28 protein-coding genes are annotated in these 22829 nt (G+C 69.4%); 19 read left to right on the top strand and 9 right to left on the bottom strand.

The features are described from left to right. The 3 genes from H9Y04_RS29390 to H9Y04_RS29380 form a co-directional block, all read left to right on the top strand. On the top strand, window positions 1-381 hold a 381-nt coding region (locus H9Y04_RS29390), incomplete at its 5' end, for a sulfurtransferase (protein WP_187817073.1). Window positions 382-420: 39 nt separating this feature from the next. Then, the gene (locus H9Y04_RS29385) at window positions 421-708 is read left to right on the top strand and encodes a DUF1416 domain-containing protein (protein ID WP_187817072.1); all 288 of its coding nucleotides are present in this window, start codon (window positions 421-423) and stop codon (window positions 706-708) included. Between the two features lie 131 nt (window positions 709-839). Then, window positions 840-1076 carry a DUF3099 domain-containing protein gene (locus H9Y04_RS29380; protein WP_187817071.1) on the top strand — a complete coding sequence of 79 codons (237 nt, stop codon included), beginning with the start codon at window positions 840-842 and terminating at the stop codon, window positions 1074-1076. Between the two features lie 53 nt (window positions 1077-1129). On the opposite strand, the gene H9Y04_RS29375 is transcribed toward H9Y04_RS29380, so the two are convergent. After that, the gene (locus H9Y04_RS29375; RefSeq protein ID WP_187817070.1) at window positions 1130-1555 is read right to left on the bottom strand and encodes an SRPBCC family protein; all 426 of its coding nucleotides are present in this window, start codon (window positions 1553-1555) and stop codon (window positions 1130-1132) included. A gap of 290 nt (window positions 1556-1845) precedes the next feature. Between H9Y04_RS29375 and H9Y04_RS29370 the strand changes: the two genes are divergently transcribed. From H9Y04_RS29370 to ygfZ, 6 genes are all read left to right on the top strand, one after another. Continuing rightward, window positions 1846-2685, top strand: a complete 840-nt coding sequence (locus H9Y04_RS29370) for a hypothetical protein (protein ID WP_187817069.1) — start codon at window positions 1846-1848, stop codon at window positions 2683-2685. Then, on the top strand, window positions 2682-3539 hold the full coding sequence (locus tag H9Y04_RS29365) for a hypothetical protein (protein ID WP_187817068.1): 858 nt from the start codon (window positions 2682-2684) through the stop codon (window positions 3537-3539). The genes H9Y04_RS29370 and H9Y04_RS29365 overlap by 4 nt, the downstream gene beginning before the upstream one ends. Continuing rightward, the gene (locus H9Y04_RS29360) at window positions 3536-4417 is read left to right on the top strand and encodes a hypothetical protein (protein ID WP_187817067.1); all 882 of its coding nucleotides are present in this window, start codon (window positions 3536-3538) and stop codon (window positions 4415-4417) included. The genes H9Y04_RS29365 and H9Y04_RS29360 overlap by 4 nt, the downstream gene beginning before the upstream one ends. 245 nt (window positions 4418-4662) lie before the next feature. After that, entirely contained in the window at window positions 4663-5235 is a 573-nt protein-coding gene (locus tag H9Y04_RS29355; RefSeq protein ID WP_187817066.1) for a heme-binding beta-barrel domain-containing protein, read from the top strand. Window positions 5236-5313: 78 nt separating this feature from the next. Beyond that, window positions 5314-5757 carry a Fur family transcriptional regulator gene (locus H9Y04_RS29350; protein ID WP_187817065.1) on the top strand — a complete coding sequence of 148 codons (444 nt, stop codon included), beginning with the start codon at window positions 5314-5316 and terminating at the stop codon, window positions 5755-5757. Window positions 5758-5794: 37 nt separating this feature from the next. Beyond that, window positions 5795-6760: a CAF17-like 4Fe-4S cluster assembly/insertion protein YgfZ gene (gene ygfZ / locus H9Y04_RS29345; protein ID WP_187817064.1), complete on the top strand. Its 966-nt coding sequence runs from the start codon at window positions 5795-5797 to the stop codon at window positions 6758-6760. Window position 6761: 1 nt separating this feature from the next. On the opposite strand, the gene dtd is transcribed toward ygfZ, so the two are convergent. Continuing rightward, window positions 6762-7199 (bottom strand): D-aminoacyl-tRNA deacylase, encoded by a 438-nt coding sequence (gene dtd, locus H9Y04_RS29340; protein ID WP_187817112.1) that lies wholly within the window; start codon window positions 7197-7199, stop codon window positions 6762-6764. A gap of 238 nt (window positions 7200-7437) precedes the next feature. Between dtd and H9Y04_RS29335 the strand changes: the two genes are divergently transcribed. From H9Y04_RS29335 to H9Y04_RS29320, 4 genes are all read left to right on the top strand, one after another. Beyond that, window positions 7438-8061, top strand: coding sequence for an RsiG family protein (locus H9Y04_RS29335; protein ID WP_187817063.1), 624 nt, complete (start codon window positions 7438-7440; stop codon window positions 8059-8061). Window positions 8062-8107: 46 nt separating this feature from the next. After that, a complete protein-coding gene (locus H9Y04_RS29330) occupies window positions 8108-9070 on the top strand; it encodes an asparaginase (RefSeq protein WP_187817062.1) in 963 nt (320 codons plus the stop codon). A 363-nt stretch (window positions 9071-9433) separates the two neighbouring features. Continuing rightward, window positions 9434-9940, top strand: a complete 507-nt coding sequence (locus H9Y04_RS29325; RefSeq protein WP_187817061.1) for a GtrA domain-containing protein — start codon at window positions 9434-9436, stop codon at window positions 9938-9940. 206 nt (window positions 9941-10146) lie between these two features. Further along, complete coding sequence (locus H9Y04_RS29320; RefSeq protein WP_187817060.1) at window positions 10147-11388, top strand: GNAT family N-acetyltransferase; 1242 nt, start codon at window positions 10147-10149, stop codon at window positions 11386-11388. Window positions 11389-11448: 60 nt separating this feature from the next. Here the strand turns inward: H9Y04_RS29320 and H9Y04_RS29315 are convergent, their stop codons facing one another. Further along, window positions 11449-11634, bottom strand: a complete 186-nt coding sequence (locus tag H9Y04_RS29315) for a hypothetical protein (protein ID WP_187817059.1) — start codon at window positions 11632-11634, stop codon at window positions 11449-11451. Between the two features lie 292 nt (window positions 11635-11926). Here H9Y04_RS29315 and H9Y04_RS29310 point away from each other — a divergent pair, with 292 nt between their 5' ends. Further along, window positions 11927-12793, top strand: coding sequence for a winged helix-turn-helix domain-containing protein (locus tag H9Y04_RS29310; RefSeq protein ID WP_187817111.1), 867 nt, complete (start codon window positions 11927-11929; stop codon window positions 12791-12793). Window positions 12794-12833: 40 nt separating this feature from the next. Here the strand turns inward: H9Y04_RS29310 and H9Y04_RS29305 are convergent, their stop codons facing one another. After that, window positions 12834-13022: a hypothetical protein gene (locus tag H9Y04_RS29305; RefSeq protein WP_187817058.1), complete on the bottom strand. Its 189-nt coding sequence runs from the start codon at window positions 13020-13022 to the stop codon at window positions 12834-12836. Between the two features lie 154 nt (window positions 13023-13176). Here H9Y04_RS29305 and H9Y04_RS29300 point away from each other — a divergent pair, with 154 nt between their 5' ends. Both H9Y04_RS29300 and H9Y04_RS29295 read left to right on the top strand, forming a co-directional pair. After that, window positions 13177-14082, top strand: coding sequence for a GntR family transcriptional regulator (locus H9Y04_RS29300; RefSeq protein WP_236071628.1), 906 nt, complete (start codon window positions 13177-13179; stop codon window positions 14080-14082). Window positions 14083-14120: 38 nt separating this feature from the next. Then, window positions 14121-14819: an HAD family hydrolase gene (locus tag H9Y04_RS29295; RefSeq protein WP_308801140.1), complete on the top strand. Its 699-nt coding sequence runs from the start codon at window positions 14121-14123 to the stop codon at window positions 14817-14819. Here the strand turns inward: H9Y04_RS29295 and H9Y04_RS29290 are convergent. Further along, window positions 14810-14998: a hypothetical protein gene (locus H9Y04_RS29290; RefSeq protein WP_187817056.1), complete on the bottom strand. Its 189-nt coding sequence runs from the start codon at window positions 14996-14998 to the stop codon at window positions 14810-14812. The two genes, H9Y04_RS29295 and H9Y04_RS29290, sit on opposite strands and share 10 nt — an antisense overlap. A gap of 163 nt (window positions 14999-15161) precedes the next feature. On the opposite strand from H9Y04_RS29290, the gene H9Y04_RS29285 reads away from it, so the two are divergent. Continuing rightward, window positions 15162-16049, top strand: coding sequence for a GntR family transcriptional regulator (locus H9Y04_RS29285; protein ID WP_308801139.1), 888 nt, complete (start codon window positions 15162-15164; stop codon window positions 16047-16049). Here H9Y04_RS29285 and H9Y04_RS29280 read toward each other — a convergent pair. Further along, window positions 16046-18184, bottom strand: a complete 2139-nt coding sequence (locus H9Y04_RS29280; protein ID WP_187817109.1) for an aminoglycoside phosphotransferase family protein — start codon at window positions 18182-18184, stop codon at window positions 16046-16048. The two genes, H9Y04_RS29285 and H9Y04_RS29280, sit on opposite strands and share 4 nt — an antisense overlap. 521 nt (window positions 18185-18705) lie before the next feature. Between H9Y04_RS29280 and H9Y04_RS29275 the strand changes: the two genes are divergently transcribed. Beyond that, on the top strand, window positions 18706-19440 hold the full coding sequence (locus tag H9Y04_RS29275; RefSeq protein ID WP_308801138.1) for a hypothetical protein: 735 nt from the start codon (window positions 18706-18708) through the stop codon (window positions 19438-19440). 16 nt (window positions 19441-19456) lie between these two features. On the opposite strand, the gene H9Y04_RS29270 is transcribed toward H9Y04_RS29275, so the two are convergent. Together H9Y04_RS29270 and H9Y04_RS29265 are read right to left on the bottom strand one after the other, a co-directional pair. Continuing rightward, a complete protein-coding gene (locus H9Y04_RS29270; protein ID WP_187817053.1) occupies window positions 19457-20206 on the bottom strand; it encodes an ABC transporter permease in 750 nt (249 codons plus the stop codon). Beyond that, window positions 20199-21284, bottom strand: coding sequence for an ATP-binding cassette domain-containing protein (locus H9Y04_RS29265; RefSeq protein WP_236071590.1), 1086 nt, complete (start codon window positions 21282-21284; stop codon window positions 20199-20201). Before H9Y04_RS29265 ends, H9Y04_RS29270 begins: the two co-directional genes overlap by 8 nt. A 168-nt stretch (window positions 21285-21452) precedes the next feature. Here H9Y04_RS29265 and H9Y04_RS29260 point away from each other — a divergent pair, with 168 nt between their 5' ends. Then, complete coding sequence (locus tag H9Y04_RS29260; protein WP_187817051.1) at window positions 21453-22208, top strand: TetR/AcrR family transcriptional regulator; 756 nt, start codon at window positions 21453-21455, stop codon at window positions 22206-22208. A gap of 63 nt (window positions 22209-22271) precedes the next feature. Here the strand turns inward: H9Y04_RS29260 and H9Y04_RS29255 are convergent, their stop codons facing one another. Then, on the bottom strand, window positions 22272-22778 hold the full coding sequence (locus H9Y04_RS29255; RefSeq protein ID WP_187817050.1) for a GNAT family N-acetyltransferase: 507 nt from the start codon (window positions 22776-22778) through the stop codon (window positions 22272-22274). Window positions 22779-22829: the final 51 nt, after the last annotated feature.

Here is a 22829-nt window from a genome sequence, read left to right as displayed (position 1 = left end):
GCGATCGGCAGCCAGAACCTGGTCGACGTGCGCTCGCCCGACGAGTTCTCCGGCAAGCTGCTCGCCCCGGCCCACCTCCCGCAGGAGCAGTCGCAGCGTCCGGGCCACGTCCCGTCCGCGCGCAACATCCCGTGGTCGAAGAACGCCAACGACGACGGCACCTTCAAGTCGGACGAGGAGCTCAAGGCGCTCTACGCCGCCGAGCAGGTCGACCTCGCCAAGGACACCATCGCGTACTGCCGTATCGGCGAGCGCTCGGCCCTGACCTGGTTCGTCCTGCACGAGCTCCTCGGTGTCGAGAACGTCAAGAACTACGACGGCTCCTGGACCGAGTACGGCTCGCTCGTCGGTGTGCCGATCGAGCTCGGCGCCAACGGCTGACCCGCCGCCAACCGACCCTCCTTCGAAAGGACTTGACCCATGTGTGGAGCTAAGGCCGGCGGCCCGGACGCCTCGTCGATCAAGCCCGGTGAGACCACCATCCAGGGCCACGTGACCCGCGACGGCGAGCCCGTCACCGGTTACGTACGCCTCCTGGACTCGACCGGCGAGTTCACCGCCGAGGTGCCCACCTCGGCGACCGGACAGTTCCGCTTCTACGCCGCCGAGGGCACGTGGACCGTACGGGCGCTCGTGCCCGGCGGCACCGCGGACCGCACGGTGGTCGCGCAGACCGGTGGCCTCGCCGAGGTCGCGATCGCGGTCTGAGACCGCTCCGGCAGCGTGACGGCTGCCCGCTGAAACGGCCGGAGGGCCGCACCCCTGGGGGTTGGACGCTTACCAGGCAACGGGTGCGGTCCTCCGGCTCTTTTGGCCCGCACGCGGCCTACGCTGGAGATATGTACGCGCGAAGGCGGCATGCCTACTTCGCCATGATGGGGCTCTGCCTCACCTTGTTCGTGCTTGCGTGGGCCGTCGTCCGGCTCTGGTCGGTCCCCGTGGCCGTCGGAATGTGCGTGGTCGCCATGGTCATCCCACCGCTCGCCGCGATCGTCGCCAACCGGCGCGGTCCCGAGGACCGCTGGTGGGACGACCCCTCTGGTGACCAGAAGTCCGATGCTGGGGGCGACGAATAGGAGCCCCCGGAAACCCCGGGACACGCCGCCTCCCAAGACGGCCAAGCGACCTTTCACGCCTCGCAGTGCGCCGCCAGGCCCGACAGGAGCATCTCGCTGCCCTCGCGCGCCTGGTCGTGACCCTCCTTGGTGGCGCATGACTGGCTGAGCGTGGCCTTCGTACCGGTGCCGCTCTCGGCGAAGGCGATCTCCATGACCTCGGCCGGCTGCCCCGGCACATCCATCGTCACGACGATCCGCTCGCCCTCGACGACCTCACGGAACCCGCCGGTCAGCGGGAACTGTCCGCCGTCCGGCATCCCGAGCGTCGCCTTCCACGCGCCGCCCGGCCGGATGTCGAGCTCCACGGAACCCTCCACGGCCCCGAACCAGGCCGGCCACTCGGCCGCGGTCGTGTACGCCTGCCAGACACGGGACACCGGGGCGGCGATCTCGCGGGAGACGGAGTAGGAGAAACCGGTGGTGTTCTGCTCGCTCATGATCGTGTGCCTCTCTCATCGGCTGCTTCATACGGTGCGGCCCAGGTGGCCGCTGCTTACGGGGTGTTGACGTACGGGGGAGCGAAAACTCATCGGTTGGCTGCTTGTGTGCCGGTCGCGGAGGGTGCGGGCAGTTCTGCGGTGATGTGGTTCCCCGCAGGTCAGGAGGTGTCCTAACCGTTATCCAGGGGCGTACAACTCCCTGAGTTTCCCGTGGGTCTTCTGGGCGCGCCGATACGGAATCGGCGCTTCGGAGCCCAGGGGGGACCGTGGAACCAGCAGCACCGCCTATGCCGGAAAACCGGCCGGCAGCGGGTGATCCGCCGACGACACCGCCGCCTTCGGCGACACCGCCCGAGCCGGCCGCGGGCAGGCCGCCCGAGCCGGACGCGGGCACGGCCACGCCGCCCGAGCGCCCGAAGCGCCGCCGCGGCCGCACGACAGCCCTGATCCTGGCTGCGGCCGTGCTCGGTGTCGCGGGGGGCGCGGCTGCGGGCTACACCGTCCAGGCCGAGCGGAAGCCGACGCCGCTGCCGGCGCTGTCGCAGGCGGATCTGGCGTACCCGGAGAAGTCCTCGGCGACGGCCAAGGACGCGGTGGGCACGCACAAGGCGGACGGGGATCTGCGGAAACTGCTGCTGCCGCGGCCGTCGGGGTACCGGGACGCACCGTTGGCGACCTTCGAGGGCGGGACGCTGTCGGATGACGGCTGGATGACGGTGCGGAGCTACATCCGGGAGTTCGAAGAGCCGCCGCGGATGCTCGAGCACCTCAACAGCATCGGCGTGCGCAGGATCGCCGCCGCCGACTGGGAACGGGGCACGCGGTTCGTCGCCATCCGGCTGGTCCAGTTCGGCAAGGACGGCGTTGCCGGGGCCGTCGAGAACACCGCGGACCGGATGTACTACCTGGAAACCGACGGGACCGACCGCGGCGAGGTTCGCGGGAGCGTGGACGGCAGGTGGGCTCAGATGCCCGTGGAACGGGAAGCGGGCTACCTGCCCGTGTATCACGCGCAGGCCGCCGCCTTCCGCGGTGACGTCATGGTCGAAGTGCACATCTTCGACACGAAGCCCGTGAGCAACAAGGACATCCGCTCGTTCGCGGAGCGGCAGGTGGGACGGCTGTGAACGACGTACCGCACAACGAGACCGCGCAGGGCGTCCCGCAGCACCCGGCGCCTGCCGACCCCCTGGGATTCGGTGCTCCTGACGCTCTGGCCTCGGGCCCTGAACGCCCGGCGCGCTTGCCGCGCGTGCGCCGGATCGTCGCCGTGGTCCTGCCCGTGGTCCTCGTGCTCGGCGGCGCCGGGGGTGCCGGGTTCTACGTCAAGTCGACGGTGGACAAGGCCGATACGACCGTCACCACCAAGCACTGGGGCAAGGAGGGCAAGCCCGGAGAGGACCCGGCCGGTGATGCTCACCGCGGCCGTCACGACACCGAACTGTCCAAGCTGCTGCTGCCCGTGCCCGAGGGGTACCACCTCGGCCCGGACCTCGACGAGAACGGCAACGACAGTTCGCTGTCGGGCAAGCAGGCCACCGCTCAGCTCAAGGCGACCGGCCGGGGTCTCACCGGCAAGCAGCGCCGGGAGTTCAACCAGCGGATGGAGAAGTTCGGCGTGCAGGGTGTGGCCGGCCGCTCGTATGTCGACGAGCAGTCCGGCTTCATCCTGGAGACCACGGTCATCAAGGCGAAGGACCGCAAGGCGTTGAGGGATCTGCAGTCCTTCATGACCTCTCTGACCAGGAACGTTCCCGGTGCCAAGAACGGCCCGAAAATCGAGGGGCACTCCAAGGCCAAGTGCACCTTGATGCCCGCGGAGAAGGGCGTCGAGATGGACGACATGTTCTGCAGCGCGCAGGTCGCTGACGCCTTCGTCAGCGTGTACGTGTACGGCCCGAAGCCGATGAACAAGGCCGATGTCGCGCGCTTCCTGAAGAAGCAGCTCGATCACATCAAGTCGCCGGGGGAGTACGTATGACCGACCAGCAGCTGACCCCGGGCGCGCCCGCGCAGCCGGAAATCCCGGCACAGCAGTCCTGGGGCGGTGTCACCCAGGTCGAGCCCGAGGGCCCGGCCACCTGGGTGCAGCCCCCGCCTCCGAAGCCCTCGCTCAAGGACCGGCGCGTCCTGCGCGCCGTGGCCCGCTGGACGCTGGCCGTCCTTGTCTGCGGCGGGCTCGGTGCCGGCTCCGCGTACGCCATCACGTCGATGGAGCGCACCGACGTGCCGGGCCTCGCAACCCAGTCGGACGGCCGCTGGGAGTACCCGGAACTGAAGCTCCCCGCGCTGCCCGCCGGCAAGCCGCGGCCCTTCGGCGAGGCCAACCCGGGCGAGATCCACCACGCCGCGCTCACCGACCTGATGCTGCCCGCGCCGGCCGGTGCGAAGGGCGACACGGGTGCGAAGGCGGTCAAGAGCAGCGAGTTCGCCGAGCAGTACGTGAAGGAGGAGCGCACCGACATCGTGAACGGTCTGCGCGACTTCGGTGCGCGCGAGATCGTGGCCCGCTCCTGGACCGCCCCCAACGGCACCGAGAGCCGCATCTACCTGGCGCGCTTCCCCTCGGTCGGCTACAAGGACGCCTTCATGGACACGATCCTGGCGCCGGCCGGCGATGTGGGCGCGAACCTGGAAGGGGTCGTCTCGACCGCAATCGACGAGCGGTGGGAGAACCCGCGCGAGGGCCGGGACACCGAGCACTACGTGTACGAGACCAATGAGGAGGGCGACGGCCGCGTCGCCTATCTCGCCTCCGGCGACATCCTCGGTCTGGTCGTCCAGTCCCACAAGGACGGCGGCGCCGAGCGCGTCCCCTTCCACCAGACGGTGGTCCTCCAGACCCAGCTCCTGAGCTGAGCCGCGGCCCGAAGGGCCCACCTCACAGCGACCCCCGGGCCCCAGCCGACTAAGCTGGGGCCCGGCCCGTACCTGCCCTCACCGCTCACAAGGAGCACACCCGTGCTTGAGGCATTCTTCTCAGCCCTGCTCGTCCTGGTCTGCGTCGGCGTTCTCGCCTTCGCCGGACTGACCGTGAAGAAGCTGTACCAGGGTCAGCGCTGACCGTCCGTACGTCCCCGTACGCCCCGTACTGAGAGCCATTGATGATCGAGATCCCGTCCGACCTGAACCCCTCCCTCGTGCCCCTCGCCTTCCTGCTCGGCAACTGGGCGGGCGCGGGTGTCTCCGACTTCCCCGGCGCCGAGAAGTGCAACTTCGGGCAGGAGGTCAGCTTCAGCCACGACGGTCGTGACTTCATCGAGTACCACTCGCGTACGTGGGTCCTGGACGCCGAGGGCAACAAGGTCAAGCCGCTCGAGACCGAGTCCGGGTTCTGGCGGATCGACGCCGAGCGCAAGGTCGAGGTCGTGATGGTCCGCGACGACGGTGTCGTCGAGGTCTGGTACGGCGAGCTGGCCGACAAGAAGCCGCAGATCGACCTGGCCACGGACGCGGTCGCCCGCACCGCGGCCTCCGGCCCGTACAGCGGCGGCAAGCGTCTGTACGGCTACGTCAAGGGCGACCTGATGTGGGTCGGCGAGAAGCAGACCCCCGAGGTCCCGCTCCGCCCGTACATGTCGGCGCAGCTCAAGAAGGTCGTCACGCCCGAGGAGGTCGCCGAGATGGCGCGCAACCTCCCGGACATGCCGGACGACGGCATCGCGTTCTTCAAGTAGGACTCCGAGCGGGCCTTTGAGCAGGCCCGCTTTCCGCAAGCGGCCCCGCCCACAGGGCCCACCCATAGACTGGGCCCTGTGGTGAGCACCGACTGGAAGACCGACCTGCGGCAGCGCGGCTACCGGCTGACGCCGCAGCGTCAGCTTGTCCTCGAAGCAGTGGACACCCTGGAGCACGCGACCCCTGACGACATCCTCGCGGAGGTCCGTAGGACCGCGTCCGGGGTGAACATCTCGACGGTCTACCGCACGCTCGAACTCCTGGAGGAGCTGGGCCTGGTCAGCCATGCCCACCTCGGCCACGGCGCGCCCACGTACCACCTCGCGGACCGCCACCACCATCTGCATCTGGTCTGCCGCGACTGTACGAACGTGATCGAGGCGGATCTCTCGGTGGCCGCCGACTTCAAGGCGAAGCTGCAGCGGGAGTTCGGCTTCGACACCGATATGAAGCACTTCGCGATCTTCGGCCGGTGCAAGGACTGCACGGCGAAGGCCGCACAAGCCGGTTCCGGGAAATAAATCCGCTGCCCACCCCGTCGTTACGTGAGTGACCACCATGAAGAGCCCCCTGCTGTCCCTGCCCGGCGCCGTCCCCGCCGAGGGCGCCGATGAAGGCGTCGCCGCGCACTACGGCGAGCTGTACGGCGAGCAGCGCGCCCTCGCCGACGGCAGCGGTGTCGTCGACCTCTCGCACCGCGGGGTGCTCACGGTCACCGGTGACGACCGGCTCAGCTGGCTGCACCTGCTGCTCACCCAGCACGTCAGCGACCTGCCGCCCGGCCAGGCCACCGAGGCGCTGATCCTCTCGGCCAACGGGCACATCGAGCACCACCTCTCCCTGGTCGACGACGGCACCACCACCTGGGCGTACTTCGAGGCGGGCACGGGCGAGGCGCTGCTCGCGTACCTGGAGTCGATGAAGTTCTTCTACCGGGTCGAAGTCACCGATCGCACCGAGGAGTTCGCGGTCGTGCACCTGCCGGCCGGCTCCATCGCCGCGGTGCCCGAGGGCGTGGTCGCCCGCGAGACCCCGTACGGGCGCGATCTCTTCCTGCCGCGCGCTTCCCTGGAGCCGTACGTGGCCGAGAACGGCCCGGCGGCCGGCATCCTCGCGTACGAGGCGCTGCGCGTGGAGGCGCACCGGCCGCGGCTCGGCTTCGAGACCGACCACCGCACCATCCCGCACGAGCTGGGCTGGATCGGCTCGGCCGTCCACCTGCAGAAGGGCTGCTACCGCGGCCAGGAGACGGTCGCGCGCGTACAGAACCTGGGCAAGCCCCCGCGCCGCCTGGTCTTCCTGCACCTGGACGGCAGCGAGGTGCATCTGCCCGGGCACGGCACGGAGGTGCGCCTGGCGTCCGACGGTCCCGAGGGCCGCAAGATCGGCTTCATCACGACCTCGGCCCGCCACCACGAGCTGGGCCCGATCGCGCTCGCGCTGGTGAAGCGGAACATTCCGGTGGACGCCCCGCTGCTCGTCGGCACCACGGCCGCGGCCCAGGAAGTCGTCGTCGAGCCCTGACCTACAGGTCCAGGAGCACCGTGAACGGGCCGTCGTTCGTGAGCGACACCTGCATCGACGCCCCGAACCGTCCCGTGCCCACCGTCGCCCCCAACGCCCGCAGCTGAGCGACCACTTCGTCGACCAGGGGCTCGGCGACATCGCCGGGCGCGGCCGCGTTCCAGGTGGGGCGGCGGCCCTTGCGGGCATCGCCGTACAGCGTGAACTGGGAGATCACCAGCAGCGGCGCGTCGATGTCCGAGCAGGACTTCTCGTCGGCGAGCATCCGCAGCGTCCACAGCTTGCGGGCCAGCTGGGCGGCCTTCTCCTTGGTGTCCTCATGGGTCATGCCCACCAGGACGCACAGGCCCTCGCCGCTGAACTCGCCGGTCGTCTCGGGACCGTTCTCACCCTGGACGACGACGCTCGCCCCGTTCGCTCTCTGCACCACCGCACGCATACGGGACATCATGCCGTGCCCCCGAACGCCGCCACCGAACAGCCCTCCCCGGCAGGTGACGGAAAGCGCCAACTGCCGGGTGAAGTACGGGAGAAGTTCCCCCACGCGCCCCATCCGCCGCGTAATGCCATGCACCTATCCGGGGCCGATCGAGTGCACTCCGCCACATATCCCCCACAGTCAGTGGCACGATGCTCACACGCGGTGCACCGCACCGAGCGAGGGGACGGATCAGCGCATGAGCACATCGAGTACCGGACAGCCTTCCGGGCCCGTGCCGACGGCCCGTACGGGGAGTGCCGAGGCCGCCGTGCCGCGTCCGCCGCAGCAGCGCAGCAACAGCCCGTTGCCCGAGATGCCCGACCACGATCTGCGGGCGCTCAGGCTCCCCGAGCTGCGCCGTCTGCGCCGCACCTCGCAGCAGGACGAGGCGGACCTCAGCTATCTGCGCCGGCTGCTCCAGGGCCGGATCGACATCCTGCGCGCCGAGCTCGCCCGCCGGCTGCACGACCGGGCGCCCGAGGCGCCGGCACCGGACCCGGCCGTCGTGGAGCGGCTCTCCGAGATCCTCGCGGACGCGCCCTCCTCGCACCGCTCGTCGGCCCGTCATGTCACGCTCGGCACCCCGCATGGCGAGGAGTACCGGCTGCTCGCCGCCGAGATGCTCGCCGAGGTGGAGCTGAGCGACCTCGACGCCCGTACGGACGAAGAGCTGCACACCGCGATGGGCCGCCTTGTCCGCTATGAACAGCAGGTGTCCCGGCGCCGTCAGGCACTCCAGCGGACCGCCGACGATTGCAGCGCGGAGATCGCCCGCAGGTACCGTGAGGGCGAAGCACAAGTAGACGACCTGCTCTCCTGAACCGCACGGCTCACGGCGGCGGGTCCGCGCCACCGGAAGGCCGACGATGACCTCCACCGCCCCTGCCCCGATACCTCCGGTCCTCGCCGAGGTCGTACGCTCCGGCTTCGTCGAGGGCCATCACCGCGGCGCCCTCGTCGTGCTCGCCGCGGACGGCTCGGTGGAGCATGCGATCGGCGATGTCATGGCGCCCGTCTTCCCGCGCTCGTCCAACAAGCCCATGCAGGCCGCGGGCATCCTGCGCGCGGGCCTCGACCTCAGCGGCGAGCGGCTCGCGCTCACCGCGGCCAGCCACTCCGGCGAACCCTTCCACCTGGACCTCGTCCGCAAGATGCTCGCCGAGCAGGGCCTGACCGAGGACCAGCTGCAGTGCCCGCCCGACCTGCCGCTCGACCCGGTTGAGGCCGAGACGTATCTGGCCGGCGGGAATGACCGTCAGCGCATCACGATGAACTGCTCCGGCAAGCACACCTCGATGCTGGCGGCCTGTGTGAAGGCGGGCTGGCCGACCGAGAGCTACCTGGACCCGGCCCACCCGCTGCAGCAGCTGATCCGCGAGGTCGTCGAGACGGCCGCGGGCGAACCGGTCGCGTCCATCGGCACGGACGGCTGCGGTGCGCCCCTGATGGCGCTCAGCCTGCCCGGTCTCGCCGGCGCGTTCCGCCACTTCGTTCTCGCCGCCGAGGGCACGCCGGAGCGCCGCGTCGCGGACGCGATGCGTGCCCACCCCGAGTACGTCGCGGGCACCCGGCGCCCGGACACCTGGCTGATGCGCGAGGTGCCCGGCACGCTCTCGAAGATGGGCGCGGAGGCGGTCCAGGCGGTGGCGCTGCCGGACGGCCGTGCGCTGGCGTTCAAGATCGACGACGGGGCGACCCGGGCGCTGGGGCCGGTGCTGGCCCGGGCGCTCGACCTGATGGGCGTCGACGCTTCCGTGGTGGCGCGGATCGGTGAGGCGCCGCTGCTCGGTGGCGGGGTTCCGGTGGGGGAGATACGGGCGGCCTTCTGACGCGGCCTTCTTCCCTGGGGCCTCATCCCGGGGCTTCTGCTACGGCGCCCGCCGACAGGTTCCGACCTGTCGGCGGGCGCTTCTTGCTGCGTGCGGCACGAGGTCTGCCTGCTGCCAAGAAATCTATACGCACGTATTGAACAGCCGTATAGGACGGCCGTATGGTTCCCGTAAGGCGTCGCGGTGTCGATGTGGCGCCATCGGTGGCGCACTTGCTGCCATTAATGGCTCGTCATGGCGCCATGACTGTGCCATAGTGGTGCCACCGGTTAGTTCGGGCCTCCGCCACGGTCTTTGTGGGGGAAGGGCCGGGCGCCGGTGTCACAGAGAAGCCTTCGGTGCCGTCAAAGGGGTGTGGGGACAGTGGAGACAGGACACAGCAGCCAGCAGGCGCCGGGCGCCGTCCTGGCCTTCGCGCGCTTCGTGCTCTGCGGCGGCGGGGTCGGGGTCGCCTCCAGCTTCGCCGTGGCCGGCCTCGCCTCCCTGATGCCCTGGATCCTGGCCAACGCGCTGATCACCGTGGCGTCCACGCTGCTCGCCACCGAGCTGCACGCCCGCTTCACCTTCGGTGCCGGCGGCCGGGCGACCTGGCGCCAGCACTGGCAGTCGGCCGGCTCGGCGGCCGCCGCGTACGCGGTCACCAGCATCGCGATGCTGATCCTTCAGCTGCTGGCGTCTTCGCCGGGTGCGGTCGTCGAGCAGGTCGTCTACCTGTCGGCCTCGGGCCTCGCGGGGATCGGGCGGTTCGTCGTCCTGCGGCTCGTGGTCTTCGCGCGGGGTCGGGCCCAGGCGGCGGCGTCCGTCCCGGTCGCTGCTGTGGTCCCGGCCCAGGCGCGGGTCGGCGCCGAGGCGCTCTGCCCGGCTGCGTGAGGTTGCTGCGTGAGGTGGCTGGGGTGGGTGGCGCCTGCGGCGGGCTTTTCTCCCCCACCCCGCCCCTTCCCGAAACCGGGGCTTCGCCCCGGACCCCGGCATCCGAACTTCGTTCGGATCTGCTCAAGCGCCGCAGGGGCTGGATGGCCGAACCGGCTGGAAAACCCAGATGCATCGACCGTCGGGCCCCGCCTACGGTGACTCGTATGGTCGACATCCGTGCACTCGAAGAAGCCGACGTAGCCGACTGGGCCCGCGCCCTGAACACCGGGTTTCTGCGCAGTCCGGTCAGCACCGAGGAGCAACTGGCCGACCGCCGCGCCTCGATCGACCTCTCCCGTACGCTCGGCGCCTTCGACCAGGGCCGCTGTGTGGCCACCTTCCGGTCCTTCGCGCAGAAGCTCACGGCGGTCGGCGGCGCCGAGGTGCCGGCCGACGCGGTCACCAACGTCACGGTCTCGCCCACCCACCGCCGCCGCGGTCTCCTGAGCCGGATGATGACCCAGGACCTCGACGCGGCGAAGGAGCGCGGTGATGTCGTCGCCACGCTGATCGCCGCCGAGTACCCGATCTACGGACGGTTCGGATTCGGTCCCGCCACCTGGACCACCCAGTGGGAGATCGACGTCCCGCGCGCCGGGCTCGACCCGCGCTGGTCGGGGCCCGGCGACGGCGGCCGGATCGATCTGGTCGACGCCGCGGACGTCCGCAAGCTCGGACCCGAGCTGCATGAACGCCTCCGGCGCCGCCAGCCCGGAGCGGTCGACCGCAGCGAGCGCTGGTGGAAGGTGAGCACCGGTGTGCTCGCGGACCCGTTCCACGGCCGCAGCGATCCCCACTACGCCGTCTACCGCTCGGCGGCCGGCGAGGTCGAAGGGCTCGTCTCGTACGAGCCGGTGGCGGACTGGAGCGACAACAAGCTGCCGCAGAACACGGCGAAGGTGCGCGGACTCGACGCCGTCACGCCCGCAGCCGAGCGCGCGCTGTGGCACTACGTGGCCTCGATCGACTGGATCCTCAAGGTCCGCACGAGCCACCGCGCCCCCGACTCGCTGATCCCCCTCTACTTCCCGGACCCCCGTGCCGCCCGGGTGATCACCCAGGCCGACTTCCTCTGGGTGCGCATCCTCGATGTCGTACGGGCCATGGAAGCCCGTACGTACAACGGCGCCGGGTCCCTCGTCCTGCAGATCGAGGACCCGGCGGGCTACACGGGCGGGCGCTACCGCCTGGAGGCCGGCCCGCAGGGTGCGACCTGCGAGCCGACCACGGAGAGTGCGGAACTCTCCATGGACGTACGGGAGTTGGCGACACTCTGGCTCGGTGACGAGTCGGCCGTACGGCTGGCCGACCTCGGCACCGTCACCGAGGAGCGTCCGGGCGCCGCCGCCGCGGCCGACGCCCTGCTGCGCACGTCCAGGCGCCCGTGGTGCCCAGACATGTTCTAGCCGGCGCATCCGCGTGAGCGGCCGACCGGACTCCCCGCTCCCCTCCGGAGGGGAGCCCGGTCAGCCCGACTGGGAGAGCAGCATGACGAGGATGACCGCGCCGATGCTGCTGAACATGGTGTTCTTGGCCTTGATGCCGATGGTCAGCGCGGCGAACGCGATGAGACCCATCGGGCCGTACTTCCACTGGATCGCCTGCTCGAAGGCAAGGGCCAGGCCGGCGATGACGATGGCGATGAGCGGCATGACGGTCCCTCCTTGGGATGGGGGAGGACCTGGCGGCGGGTCGCGCTCCGTCGGGGACCAACCGTCCAGGGGTCTGACCATGTTGCTCTGGGTGCATCCAGCTTGCCGGAGTTGGTAGCCAACTCTCAACGGGTTATCTGCCCTTGAGACCGATCGATAACCAGGTTTCCCGCAACTCCCCGAAGATGGCGGGAAGTTGTACTATTTGGTTGTGAGCCCGAAGCGTGCTCCTCAGGATGAGGTCCACAGCGGTCCCCGCAGCGCGGAAAGCGCCCGCAGGTCGCACCGCGAGGTGGCCGATGAACTGCGCGACCGTATCCGCAGCGGACGGTTGCAACCAGGCCAACGGATGCCCACACAGGCACAGTTGGCAGTCGAGTTCGGTGTGGAGCGCGGTGCCGTACGGCAGGCGCTCGACATCCTCAAGGCCGAGCGGCTGCTCACCAACGTGACCAAGGGGACCCCCGCGACGGTAGCGGCCGACGCCGCGGAGGTGATGCACTCCTTCGCCGGCGCGGAAGCCGCCCCGATGCCGACCACGGTGGCCCTGGGCCCTCGGATCACCTCGGCTTTCGCGGAGCCGCAGGTGGAGATCGACGCGATCTGCCTGACGTCCGTCTCGCTCACCCTCGCGATCGGCGAACCGCTCCGCCAGATCCACGCAGGGGGGCCGAAACCGGCCAGGGTCACGGTCCGTGTGCTGCTGCCGAGCCGCAATATCGATCTGGCCTTCCCTGTGCCGGTCGAGGGCGTATCGGCAGGTCAGGAGGCGAACAACCCCGTGCGCAGACAGTGGCTGGCCCAGCGCAACGCCCAGGGGCAGGTGCTCAAGCACAACCTGCTCGCGCTGCGGGCCACGCACGGGATCGACGTCTCCGTCTCCTTCCGTGCGCTGCCGTTCACGCCGCCCGTGAAGCTGTATCTGCTCAACGGTTCGGAAGCGCTCTTCGCGTACTACACGCTTACGCAGCGGGGCACCGAGATCAATCACGAGCACGTGGAGATGTACGACGCCCAGGGGACGCAGTCGATGCTCTTCGCGTTCCATCAGGGTGCGGGGCTCAGGGACACGACCTTCGTCGAGCAGTCGCATCTGTGGTTCAACGCGCTGTGGGAGACGATCAGTTCACCGTTGGAGCTGGCGCCGCCCGGGGTCTAGCCGCTTCGGTGATGGGGTGGCCCCGCCGGGCCGTGCGGGCTCAGAAGGCGGGGCCGGCGACCATCACGGCGAGCACGACCGCTCCGATGGAGCTGCAGGTGGGATTCTTCGCCTTGATGCCGATGGTCAGGAGCAGCAGCCCGACGATTCCCATGGGCCCGTACTGCCATTGCACGAGCTGCTCGAAACCGATGACGAAGACTGCACCGAGTAGAGCGATGACCGGCATGGTGGTTCCTCCTTCGGGGTGGGAGGAGCTACTTGGCCTAACTTCCGCCAGCTTTTCGGGACTTGGTGGAAGTTGGCTCCTAGTCTCACCAAGTTTCTTCCCTTGGTTCTTAGGTCGAAACAACTGCCGCCAGCTCAAGGGGAGTTGTAACCTGCTGGTCGTGACCCAGGCCCAGGAGAGCGTGACGGTGAACGGCAGAAAGCCCTCGCACCAGGAGATCGCGGAGATACTCCGCAGCCGGATCAGGAACGGCGAACTGCAGCCCGGCAGCCGCCTGCCGACCCAGGGCCGGCTCGCGGAGGAGTTCGGCGTGGAACGGGGCACGGTCCGCCTCGCCCTGAAGATGCTCCAGGACGACGGCCTGCTCAAGAACGTCACCAAGGGCGCACCGCCGCAGATCGCTCCGCAGACGGCTCCGCCCACGCTCACGGGCCCGCAGCCGACGATGGTCGGCCTCGGCCCCCAACTGGTCCGGGCCTTCGGCCAGCGGCACGTCCGCGTCGACGCGCTCAGCCTCACCTCCGAAACGTTGATGATCGCTCTGGGTGAGCCCTTGCGCCGGGTCCACGAGGGCAGCCTGCGCCCGGAGTCCATCGAGGTACGCCTGCTGCTGCCGAGCCGCGACATCGACCTGGCCTTCCCGGTCCCGGTCGAGGGTGACTCGGAAGCGGTCCACAAGCGCTGGCTCGACCAGCGCAACGCCCAGGGCCAGGTCCTCAAGCACAATCTGCTCGCGCTGCGCTCGACGCACGAGATCGACGTACGCGTCACGTTCAAGGCCCTGCCGTTCACGCCGCCCGTGAAGCTGTATCTGCTCAACGGCACGGAGGCGCTGTTCGCGTACTACATGATCATGCGGCGCGAGGACCACGTGGGCAGCGGCTCCGAGATGACGGAACTCTTCGATGTCCTGGGCGCCAGGTCCCTCCTGTTCTCGTTCGAGAAGCCGGCCGCGGGAGAACCGGGCACGGGGGGCAAGGACTGGTCATTTGTGCAGGAGTCGCAGAGGTGGTTCGACGCACTCTGGAACACGATCGCGGGGGACCTGACACTCTCTTAGTGACCTCTGACACGACACAGACCACTCAGGCGGCCCAAGTGATCGAAAGAGTCGGCGATCTGATCACCGGAAAACAGGCGGTCCTCTTCGACTTCGACGGGCCGATCTGCCGGCTCTTCTACGGGCATCCGGCGCGGGACATCGCCGCCCGGCTGATCGAGCGGATCGAGTCCGGGGAGGGCCCCGCCCCTTCGCGGCACGGCTGGGACGCGGCCGACCCGCATTCGATCCTGCGCGCCGTGCACGACGAGCAGCCAGGGGGTGACCTGATCGCGATGCTGGAGGCGCAGGTCACGGAGGAGGAGCTGAAGGCGACGGAGTCGGCCTACCCCACTCCGTACGCGGACCGCCTCATCCAGACGTGGAACGCGACGGGCGTGCGGCTGGCCGTCACGACCAACAACTCGCCGCAGGCGGTGGAGAAGTACCTGGCCCACCGGCGGCTCACGTACTGCTTCCGGGCCATCCACGGCCGGACTGCCCGCGCGGACCACCTCAAGCCCGACCCCGAGTGCCTGCACCGAGCGCTCGACTCTCTCGATACGGATCCCTCATCGGCGTTGATGATCGGGGACACCCCTGCCGATCTGCTTGCCGCGCGTGCGGCGGGAGTGGACTTTCTGGGATACGGCAGGGACGCGCACCGCCAGGAGCGGCTGCACGCTGCGGGAGCCGACCTCGTTGTCGACTCCCTCGGTCCGGTGCTGGACCTCGTCTGGCAGGCGGCTCAGGCCTGAGCCAGGACCACCAGGGCGGCCATGACGGCCGCATAGGCGACGGTCGCGTTGCGGGTCCGTACGGCAGTCACCAGAAGGGCGATGGTGACGAGCACCGGTCCGCCTTCGATGAGGTGCATCCGGTCGAGCAACTGCCAGAGGATGATGAGCAGTTCTACGGTCTCGGGGAACCTCGCCATGACACCTACCCTTCCTCTTTCAGTCCAACTGGACTGGTTGTTGTCTTGAGGTGGTGCCCTGGACTGGTGATCGACACACCAGGGCCTCACCTCGGTTTCGTTCAGGCATCCAATTTGTCTGAAAGCGGTTTGTAGCCGGTTGTGCGGCGGTACGTTGAAGGGCGTGAGCGAGAGTGGGGGCAGGGCGTACCGGAAGGTGGCAGCCGAGCTGCGGTCCCGCCTGACGGACGGCGTCTACCGAGTCGGCCAACAACTGCCGTCGCAAAGGGAGTTGGCCGACGAGCTGGATGTGTCCAGGGACACCGTGGTGAAGGTGCTGCACGAGCTGGCGGCGGAGGGGCTGATCGAGTCCCGCCGCGGCAGCGGTACGCAGGTGCGCGCGCACCCCGAGACGCTCAAGGCGCAGCAGCAGATCCCGTCCGTGACGCGGGACGGGCGGAGCCGGCGGGTGACGCTCGGGCCGCTGATCGGGGCGGCGTTCGAGGCGGCCGAGGTGACGCTCGACGTGTTCACCCTGACGTCGGAGTCGTTGGATGCGCACATCAGGCTGCAGGCCGAGCGCGTACGAGCGGGGGAGATCTCGCCGCAGTCGGTCCAGGTGCGGATGCTGTTGCCGGACGAGTCCGCGTACCTCCCGTATCCGCGGATGAAGGACGACCCTGCGGATCTGCGCCCTCAGCAGCGGCTGCGGGCCATCAGCGACCTGCATTCACGCTCCCTGAGGAGAGTCCTGCGGGAACTCCAGACGGAGGGGCTGGTCGCGCGTGTGTCCGTCGAGATCCGGACCGTACCGCTGGCTCCGGCCTTCAAGGTCTATGTGCTCAACGGGAGCGAGGCGCTGCTGGGTCCCTATGAGGTACTGGAGCGCAGGATCACCTTGCTGGACGACACCCCGGCGGATGTGATCGACGTGCTCGGCCTCGGATCGACTCTGGCGCATCACGCGGCGGACGATGACGAGAAGTCACCAGGCTCGGTGTTCGTCTCCAGTCTGCAGTCCTGGTTCGAATCCCTGTGGCGGCATTTGTCGACGCCCGAGTCCAAGTCCTAGGAGCCCTTGGGCTCCAGCCCGTCGGCCCGGGTGAGGGAGCCTTCGACCATGGGCAGCGAGGCCACGAGGTAAGGGTTGGCGACCGGGCGGGACGGGAGGCCGAGCGCCGCTGTGGCATCGGCCAGTGTCATGGCGTAACGGTCCACGGCACGACGGACGTTGGGCGCGTCGAGGCCGTCGCCTGTCACGAGCCGGTCGAGGTCGATGTACGCGGAGCGGATGAGCTCGATCCACCGGTAGACGCGCCAGTCGGCCTTCCAGCCGCTCGTGTACTCCTTGCCCAGGTATCGGGACCAGCGGGTGAACATGCGGTCCCTGATCGCCGGCCGGACGGGCGTCAGATGCAGATGCCGTACGAGGTCGTAGAGCGGGTCGCCCACCATGGCCATTTCCCAGTCGATGATGGTGAGTTCACCGTTGGCCCGCACCAGATTCCATGGGTTGAGGTCGCCGTGCAGCAAGGCGAAGCGACGCGCGGTGACCCTGTGGCGGCGAAGGAGGTCCTGGAGCCGGGCTCTGTCGGGCAGACCCAGCGCACGGGCCAGTTTCTTGGACTCGGCAGGGAGGGAGTCGACCAGCTGCACCAGCTGCACGGTCAGCCACTCGTAGAAGTCCACGTCCAGCGCCGTCGGGTCGAGTCCCCCCAGTTGCTCGTAGTCGACCTGCGTGAGCGCGCAGAGCTGGTCCACAAGGTTGTCGGCCTCGTGCGGAAGCAGTCCGTGTTCCGGGTGGTTCGGCGCGAAGTTCTCGTCGGCCGGACCCTCGTAGGAATGGATGGCGAAGGCATCTGCGCCGTGGCTCGTTCCCAGCGCGAGGACCCGTGGTGCCCGGACGACCTTGGAGGCTTCGGACTCCTCGATGGCACGCAGGACGGCGTGCTCGCTCAGGAAGATCCGCTCCCGGCGGCCTGCGGCTGCGATCTTGCGGCGGACAACGACGGGACTGACGTGCCCCGGCACGCGCACCACGGTGTTGAGGTGGGCGGTTCCCTTGAACACACGGTCGGCGGGCGCCGCGCCCTCTGCCTCCAGAGCCGCGAGTACGGCCGCGCGGTTGCATTCCGGACGTTCCTCGAGCCGGTCGTCGAAGCTGAAGGAGATACCGGGTGAGAGGGTGCTGCCGCTGCGCCCCAGGCGAGCGGTCTGCCAGCGGATGAGGATCCGTTGGATGTCCTGATCGGCAAGCTCCGCGAGGCCCAGTGGTTCGGCGGCCAGTGTCAGCGCCCGGGCCACCTGCCGGGTGGCGCGGTGCAGGTCCGCCGGGGCCAGCGAGGCGCCGAGCGACGTGGCGGCACGCATCACATCGGGGAACACCGACTGGGCGTATTCGAAGGCGAGATAGTGCTTCAGATCCCGTGACAGGCCGAAGGTCGCCTCGGGCCTGACGCGCTGCATGTCCGTCGCCCAGGCCTCGATGACTTCGGCCTGCTGGTGCTCCGGGTAGTGCATGCGCACCAGATGGTTGGCCAGGTCGTGGAGTGGATCGCCCCAGGAGGAGAGTTCCCAGTCCACGTAGATGAGAGGTGTGCGCCCGCTGTAGGTGACGATGATGTTGTCGCGGTGCAGATCGGTGTGCAGCAGACTGAACGGTCGCGGTGACATGGCAGGCAGACGCAGAGCGAACTGTGTCAATGCGTCGTCGGATACGCCCAGGGCCGCGAATAACCCACCGAACTGTGCCCAGTTGGGTTTGCGGATCTGTTCGTCCGCCAGCCGTGCGAGTGCGCGCAGGAAGCCGCGGCTGTCCCGATTGCTCCGGGGCCACCCGTCCGGAAGGCGAGGCAGGGTCTCCTTGCGTACCTGCGTCATCTCCGCGAGCACACCTGTCAGGGCGCGCACGAGGAGGCTGTCCACGGGCTTGCCGTTCTCGCAGATGCTGGAGAGCGGAACGCCTTCCACATAGCTGTGGATCGCGGTGTTCTCGTGCGTGGCCAGGCAGCGTGGAACCTGCGGCAGCACGTTCCTGACCGCGTCGAGCACCTCGGCCTCGTTCGGCCACGTCCTGATGACCACTCGCAGGGCATCGCTCAACCGGGTCCGCACCATCACGTCGGTGCCCACCGGCTGTCCCAGGAGAGCCGCCATGTCCTCGGTGAGCGGGACGCGGAAGTTGCGGTTGTGGTGACCGCGGGTCATCGCCCCATGGGTTTGCGCGTACTCCACGAAGGCCGCCCGCTGCTCGTACGGAGTGGGCGCCTTGCCTTGTGGAGGAGCGGGACGAGAGGCGGACACTCCGGCCACTTCAGCTCCTGATTGCTCCTGGCTGCCATGCGAGGCGGCAGAGGTGCTACGCACCTTAGTCGCGGACTCTTGAAACATGCGACCGGGTCAAAGGATTCGTGGCCCGATCGGGTGAGGCGCCCCGACGCCTCGTAGGACATACGCCGCCAACCGGGCCCGCGGTTGCCGCCTGCCGTCTTGCTTCCGTCACAGGCATACGGCGACCATGTCCCAACGGCGATGCGGACGCATTGGAGCGTCGCCTGCGCGGCTGGGGCGGGGGAGGGACGCGGGTGGCGCATGGGGGAAGTGGTGGCCCTGAACCGGACATAGGAACCCGGCTGCGGCGTTTCCAGGAGCGTTTCCAGGCCCCCGTGACCCGGACGATCCTGATCGGAATCTTCGTTACGGGCTTGGTGGCACAGTTCGTGAAGCCTGTGGGCGATGCACTGGAGGACCAGGCCTTCCTCGGCGGCGCGCTGCTCAGCCTGGTGGCGTACGTCTTGTACGACGCGATGCACGAACTGGTGACGTCCGCACGGACTCCGGCGCGCACCCTGATCAGTTCACGCGAGCTGAGCAGCCTGGTCGGTGCTGCCTTCAGGTCCAAAACGGTGGACATCTGCTTCGTCGGCTACACCGGCGAGACCCTCTACAACGAGCTCTACCACCGATTGGAGAAGCTGCTCGACGACCCCGGCCCGACGCGCAGTGTGACGGTGAGGATGCTGATCCCCGACTTCGGCAGGGAGATGTCCGTGCCGGCCAGAGTCGGGCCGGACGATCTGCCGCTTGACGACCCGGAGTTCCGCAGAAGGCTCGAGCGCAAGTGCAAGGACTACGACGAGACCCTGTCGGGCCTGGCGCAGCAGGTGTCCGACCTGGGCAGAGTGCACGTGACGTGCCAGTACCGCGTCTACAACGGCGAGCCGGTGGAGAAGATCTGCCTCTTCAACCAGGAACTCGTCCTGCATGGTCTGTACGACGTGTCGGCGCGCATGCGGACGTCGAATCCGGATCGTGTCGTCTACGACCCCAAGGGTTACAACACGGAGCTCTACGTCTGGTCGGGCAAGGACGGAACGGCCACTGACGTGCGGGCCGTGGGCCAGTGGGTGCGGCACTTCGAAGGACGCTGGCGCGTGGCCGCCCAGCCCTCGTGGCGCCCCTGATCACCCCATACGACGATCACCCCGTACGCCGGCGGAACAGCCAAGCCGAAGCCGCCACCGAAGCCCCCAGAATTCCCGCGCACCAAGCCAGTGCGATCCACGGTGTCCAGCCGACCGGCCGGCCCAGGAGGAGGCCGCGGAGGGATTCGATGACCTGGGTGATCGGCTGGTGTTCGGCGAAGCCCCGGAGCCAGGAGGGCATCGAGTCCGTGGGGACGAACGCCGTGCTGGGATACGGCAGGAAGCTCACGAAGAAGGTGAAGCCGCCCGCGGCTTCGGGGGACTTGGCCAGCAGGCCCACGGCCGCGCTGAGCCAGGACAGGGCCAGGATGAAGGCGAGCAGGACGCCCAGGGCCGCCGGCCAGCCGGCCAGGGTGGCCGCGGGCCGGAAGCCGATGGCGAACGCGAGGGCGAACACCAGGGCGGTGGCGACGAGGTTGCGGGCCGCGGAGGCGGCCACGTGGCCGGCCAGGATGGGAGCGCCGCCGATGTCCAGGGAGCGGAAGCGGTCGATGATCCCGGTCTTGAGGTCCTCGACGACCGCGATGGCCGTGTTGGACGAGCCGAAGCCCGCGCACAGGAGCAGGACGCCCGGCACCACGTAGGTGACGTACTGCTGGTTCGTCCCCGTGTCGATCGCCCCGCCGAAGAAGTAGACGAAGATCAGCAGCAGCATCACCGGCAGGGCGAGTGCCGTGATCAGGGCGTCGACGTTGCGGCGGCTCATGCGCAGGGCGCGGCCGCTCATGATGAGGGCGTCAGACATGGCTGGGGTCCTTGGGGGTCGCGGGGGCGGGCTCGGTGGTGGGCGCGATGGCGGGGGGTGTCCGGGCCGCCGGGTCCGGCGCCGGGGGCCGGCCCGTCAGGGTCAGGAAGACGTCGTCGAGCGTGGCCGAGTGCAGGGTGAAGGCCGTGATGGCGGTGCGGGCCGGGTCCAGCTCGTCGAGCAGCGCGCGTACCTCCGCCGCGCTGCCGTCCGTGGGGATGCCGAGGGTCAGGGACGCCGGGTCGCTGTATGTGGCGCGGGGGGAGAGGCGCAGGTAGGCCGCGGAGTCGGCGAGCGTGATGTCCAGGCGGTGGTCTGACACGCGCTGCTTGAGTTCGGCCGCGGTGCCTTCGGCGACGAGCGAGCCCGCGTCGAGGACGGCGATGCGGTCCGCCAATTGGTCTGCTTCCTCCAGGTACTGGGTGGTGAGGAAGACCGTGGTGCCTTCGGCGCGCAACTCCCGTACCACCGCCCAGAGTTCCTGCCGGCTGCGCGGGTCGAGGCCGGTGGTGGGTTCGTCCAGGAAGATGATCTCGGGGGAGCCGACCAGCGAAGTCGCCAGGTCGAGGCGGCGGCGCATCCCGCCCGAGTACGTCTTGACCAGGCGGTCGGCGGCGTCCGTGAGGCCGAAGCGGGCGAGGAGGCCGGCTGCTTTGGCGCGGGCCTCGGCGCGTGACGGGCGCCCGCCCGTGGCCGAGGGGGCCAGGCGGGCCATCATCCGCAGGTTCTCGGCACCCGTCTGCATCTCGTCGACCGCCGCGAACTGGCCGGTCAGGCTGATGGACCGGCGCACCCGCGCCCGCTCGGTGCGGACGTCGAAACCCGCCACGCGTGCCGTGCCGGCGTCGGCCGTGGCGAGCGTGGCCAGGATGCGCACGGCGGTGGTCTTGCCGGCGCCGTTGGGGCCGAGCAGCGCGTACACCGTGCCGCGCGGCACGGTCAGGTCGAGGCCGCGCAGGACCTCGTGGCTGCCGTAGCTCTTGCACAGTCCGGCGGTCTCGATGGCGGCCGCGGCCTGTTCCCGCGGTGCTCGCTGGTCCCGCAGTTCCGCCTGTTCCCGCTGCTCTCGGATGGTCATGGTCGGTCCGTCCCGTCCCCGTCGTCTCCGCTGCGCCGAAGGACCCGGCGCGGCTTCTGCGTATGGCTTACGCATTACTGTGTAAGGGTTACGCAGAAATAGGATGTGCGTCAAGCTCGGGGCGGAAGCTCAGGGAAACCTCGGGGTCCACGCAGGGAGGCGACGCGGATGGCGCAGGCGGACGACGGTACGGGCCTGCCCGCGAGCCTCGCGACGGCCTGGGGCCTGCGCGAGCGCCCGTCCAGGGGGCCGAAACCCACCCTCTCCCTTGACCGGATCGTCGACGAGGCGGTCGCCATCGCCGCGGCCGACGGGGTCGAGGCGGTCTCGATGCCGCGGGTCGCCAAGGCCCTGGGCGTATCGACGATGTCGCTCTACCGGTACGTGGGCGCCAAGGGCGAGCTCCTGATCCTGATGCAGGAGGCCGCCACACCGCCCGCGCCCGTGCTCGATCCGGCGGCGTCCTGGCGGGCGTCCATGGAGCGGTGGGCGCGCGAGCAGCGCAAGATCTTCTACGCGAATCTCTGGCTGCTCAGAATCCCGCTCACGGGGCCGCCGGCGACTCCGCGGCAGGTCGAGTGGATGGAGTGCGGTCTGTCCGCGCTCGCGGACACGGGCCTCGCGGAGGAGGCGAAGCTGAGCGTCCTGATGCTGGTCGGCGGCTATGTGCGCAACGAGGCCGCGGTGATGTCCAGCATCGACGCCGCGATCCGCGAGAGCGGGCGTACGCCCGATGAGCATCTGCGGGAGTACGCCCGCACGCTCTCCGTCCTCACCACGCCCGAGCGGCACCCCGGCGTCACCAGGGTGCTCGACTCCGGGGTGCTGCAGGGGGCCGACGGGGAGGACGACGAGTTCGAGTTCGGGCTCGCGTGCGTGCTCGACGGGGTCGCGGCGCTGATCGAGCGTGGGGGCGGGAGCTGAGCGGGGTGCTCGACTCCTCTGGCTCGCCCCTCTCGCTCAACTCCCCTCGCTCAACCCTCCCGCTCAACTCCCCTCGCTCAGCTCCCCCTTGAGCAGGTCGAGGAGCATCCCGTCCGCCCATTCCTCCCGCGAATGGTCGTACCACTGCTTGCGCAGCACCCCGACGCGGCGGAAGCCGAGACGTTCGTAGCAGGTGATCGCCGCGGAGTTCTCGGCCGCCGGGTCGATGGTCAGGCGGTGGTGGCCGCGGACGTCGAACAGCCAGCTCGCCAGCGTGCGGATGGCGTCCGTGCCCAGGCCCAGACGGTGGTGGTCGGGGTGGACGAAGATGTCGATGGAGGCATAGCGGAAGTCGGGGTCCTCCTCCTCGTACCACTGGATCATGCCGACGGTCTCGCCCTTGACCGTGATCGCCAGATGCCGGTGCTCCGGCTCGGCGAGGTCGCCCTCGGGGTCCGGCCAGTGCCACCAGCGGGCCACCTCGACGGTGGCGAGCGCGGTGCGGAACGTCGGCAGGTCCGCCGCCGTCGCGGGGCGCAGGGTCACGTAGGTGCCGTGCAGGGTGTCCATCCCTCCAGTGTCCCGCGCCGGCCGCGATCCGCCGCGCCCGTACGGGCCTCG

Origin of the sequence: Streptomyces polyasparticus (assembly GCF_014493765.1) — a bacterium.
GTDB lineage: Bacteria > Actinomycetota > Actinomycetes > Streptomycetales > Streptomycetaceae > Streptomyces > Streptomyces polyasparticus.
Note: the sequence above shows the minus strand (reverse complement) of the source record. Positions and strands in the feature narration are given on the sequence as shown.

Excerpts from the sequence above, each read along its gene's own strand:
- H9Y04_RS29385 (WP_187817072.1), top strand. The coding sequence starts at position 421 with ATGTGTGGAGCTAAGGCCGGCGGCCCGGACGCCTCGTCGATCAAGCCC.
- H9Y04_RS29380 (WP_187817071.1), top strand. The coding sequence starts at position 840 with ATGTACGCGCGAAGGCGGCATGCCTACTTCGCCATGATGGGGCTCTGC.
- H9Y04_RS29375 (WP_187817070.1), bottom strand. The coding sequence starts at position 1,555 with ATGAGCGAGCAGAACACCACCGGTTTCTCCTACTCCGTCTCCCGCGAG.
- H9Y04_RS29370 (WP_187817069.1), top strand. The coding sequence starts at position 1,846 with ATGCCGGAAAACCGGCCGGCAGCGGGTGATCCGCCGACGACACCGCCG.
- H9Y04_RS29360 (WP_187817067.1), top strand. The coding sequence starts at position 3,536 with ATGACCGACCAGCAGCTGACCCCGGGCGCGCCCGCGCAGCCGGAAATC.
- H9Y04_RS29355 (WP_187817066.1), top strand. The coding sequence starts at position 4,663 with ATGATCGAGATCCCGTCCGACCTGAACCCCTCCCTCGTGCCCCTCGCC.
- ygfZ (WP_187817064.1), top strand. The coding sequence starts at position 5,795 with ATGAAGAGCCCCCTGCTGTCCCTGCCCGGCGCCGTCCCCGCCGAGGGC.
- dtd (WP_187817112.1), bottom strand. The coding sequence starts at position 7,199 with ATGCGTGCGGTGGTGCAGAGAGCGAACGGGGCGAGCGTCGTCGTCCAG.
- H9Y04_RS29335 (WP_187817063.1), top strand. The coding sequence starts at position 7,438 with ATGAGCACATCGAGTACCGGACAGCCTTCCGGGCCCGTGCCGACGGCC.
- H9Y04_RS29330 (WP_187817062.1), top strand. The coding sequence starts at position 8,108 with ATGACCTCCACCGCCCCTGCCCCGATACCTCCGGTCCTCGCCGAGGTC.
- H9Y04_RS29320 (WP_187817060.1), top strand. The coding sequence starts at position 10,147 with ATGGTCGACATCCGTGCACTCGAAGAAGCCGACGTAGCCGACTGGGCC.
- H9Y04_RS29315 (WP_187817059.1), bottom strand. The coding sequence starts at position 11,634 with ATGCCGCTCATCGCCATCGTCATCGCCGGCCTGGCCCTTGCCTTCGAG.
- H9Y04_RS29305 (WP_187817058.1), bottom strand. The coding sequence starts at position 13,022 with ATGCCGGTCATCGCTCTACTCGGTGCAGTCTTCGTCATCGGTTTCGAG.
- H9Y04_RS29290 (WP_187817056.1), bottom strand. The coding sequence starts at position 14,998 with ATGGCGAGGTTCCCCGAGACCGTAGAACTGCTCATCATCCTCTGGCAG.
- H9Y04_RS29280 (WP_187817109.1), bottom strand. The coding sequence starts at position 18,184 with ATGACCCGCGGTCACCACAACCGCAACTTCCGCGTCCCGCTCACCGAG.
- H9Y04_RS29270 (WP_187817053.1), bottom strand. The coding sequence starts at position 20,206 with ATGTCTGACGCCCTCATCATGAGCGGCCGCGCCCTGCGCATGAGCCGC.
- H9Y04_RS29265 (WP_236071590.1), bottom strand. The coding sequence starts at position 21,284 with ATGACCATCCGAGAGCAGCGGGAACAGGCGGAACTGCGGGACCAGCGA.
- H9Y04_RS29260 (WP_187817051.1), top strand. The coding sequence starts at position 21,453 with ATGGCGCAGGCGGACGACGGTACGGGCCTGCCCGCGAGCCTCGCGACG.
- H9Y04_RS29255 (WP_187817050.1), bottom strand. The coding sequence starts at position 22,778 with ATGGACACCCTGCACGGCACCTACGTGACCCTGCGCCCCGCGACGGCG.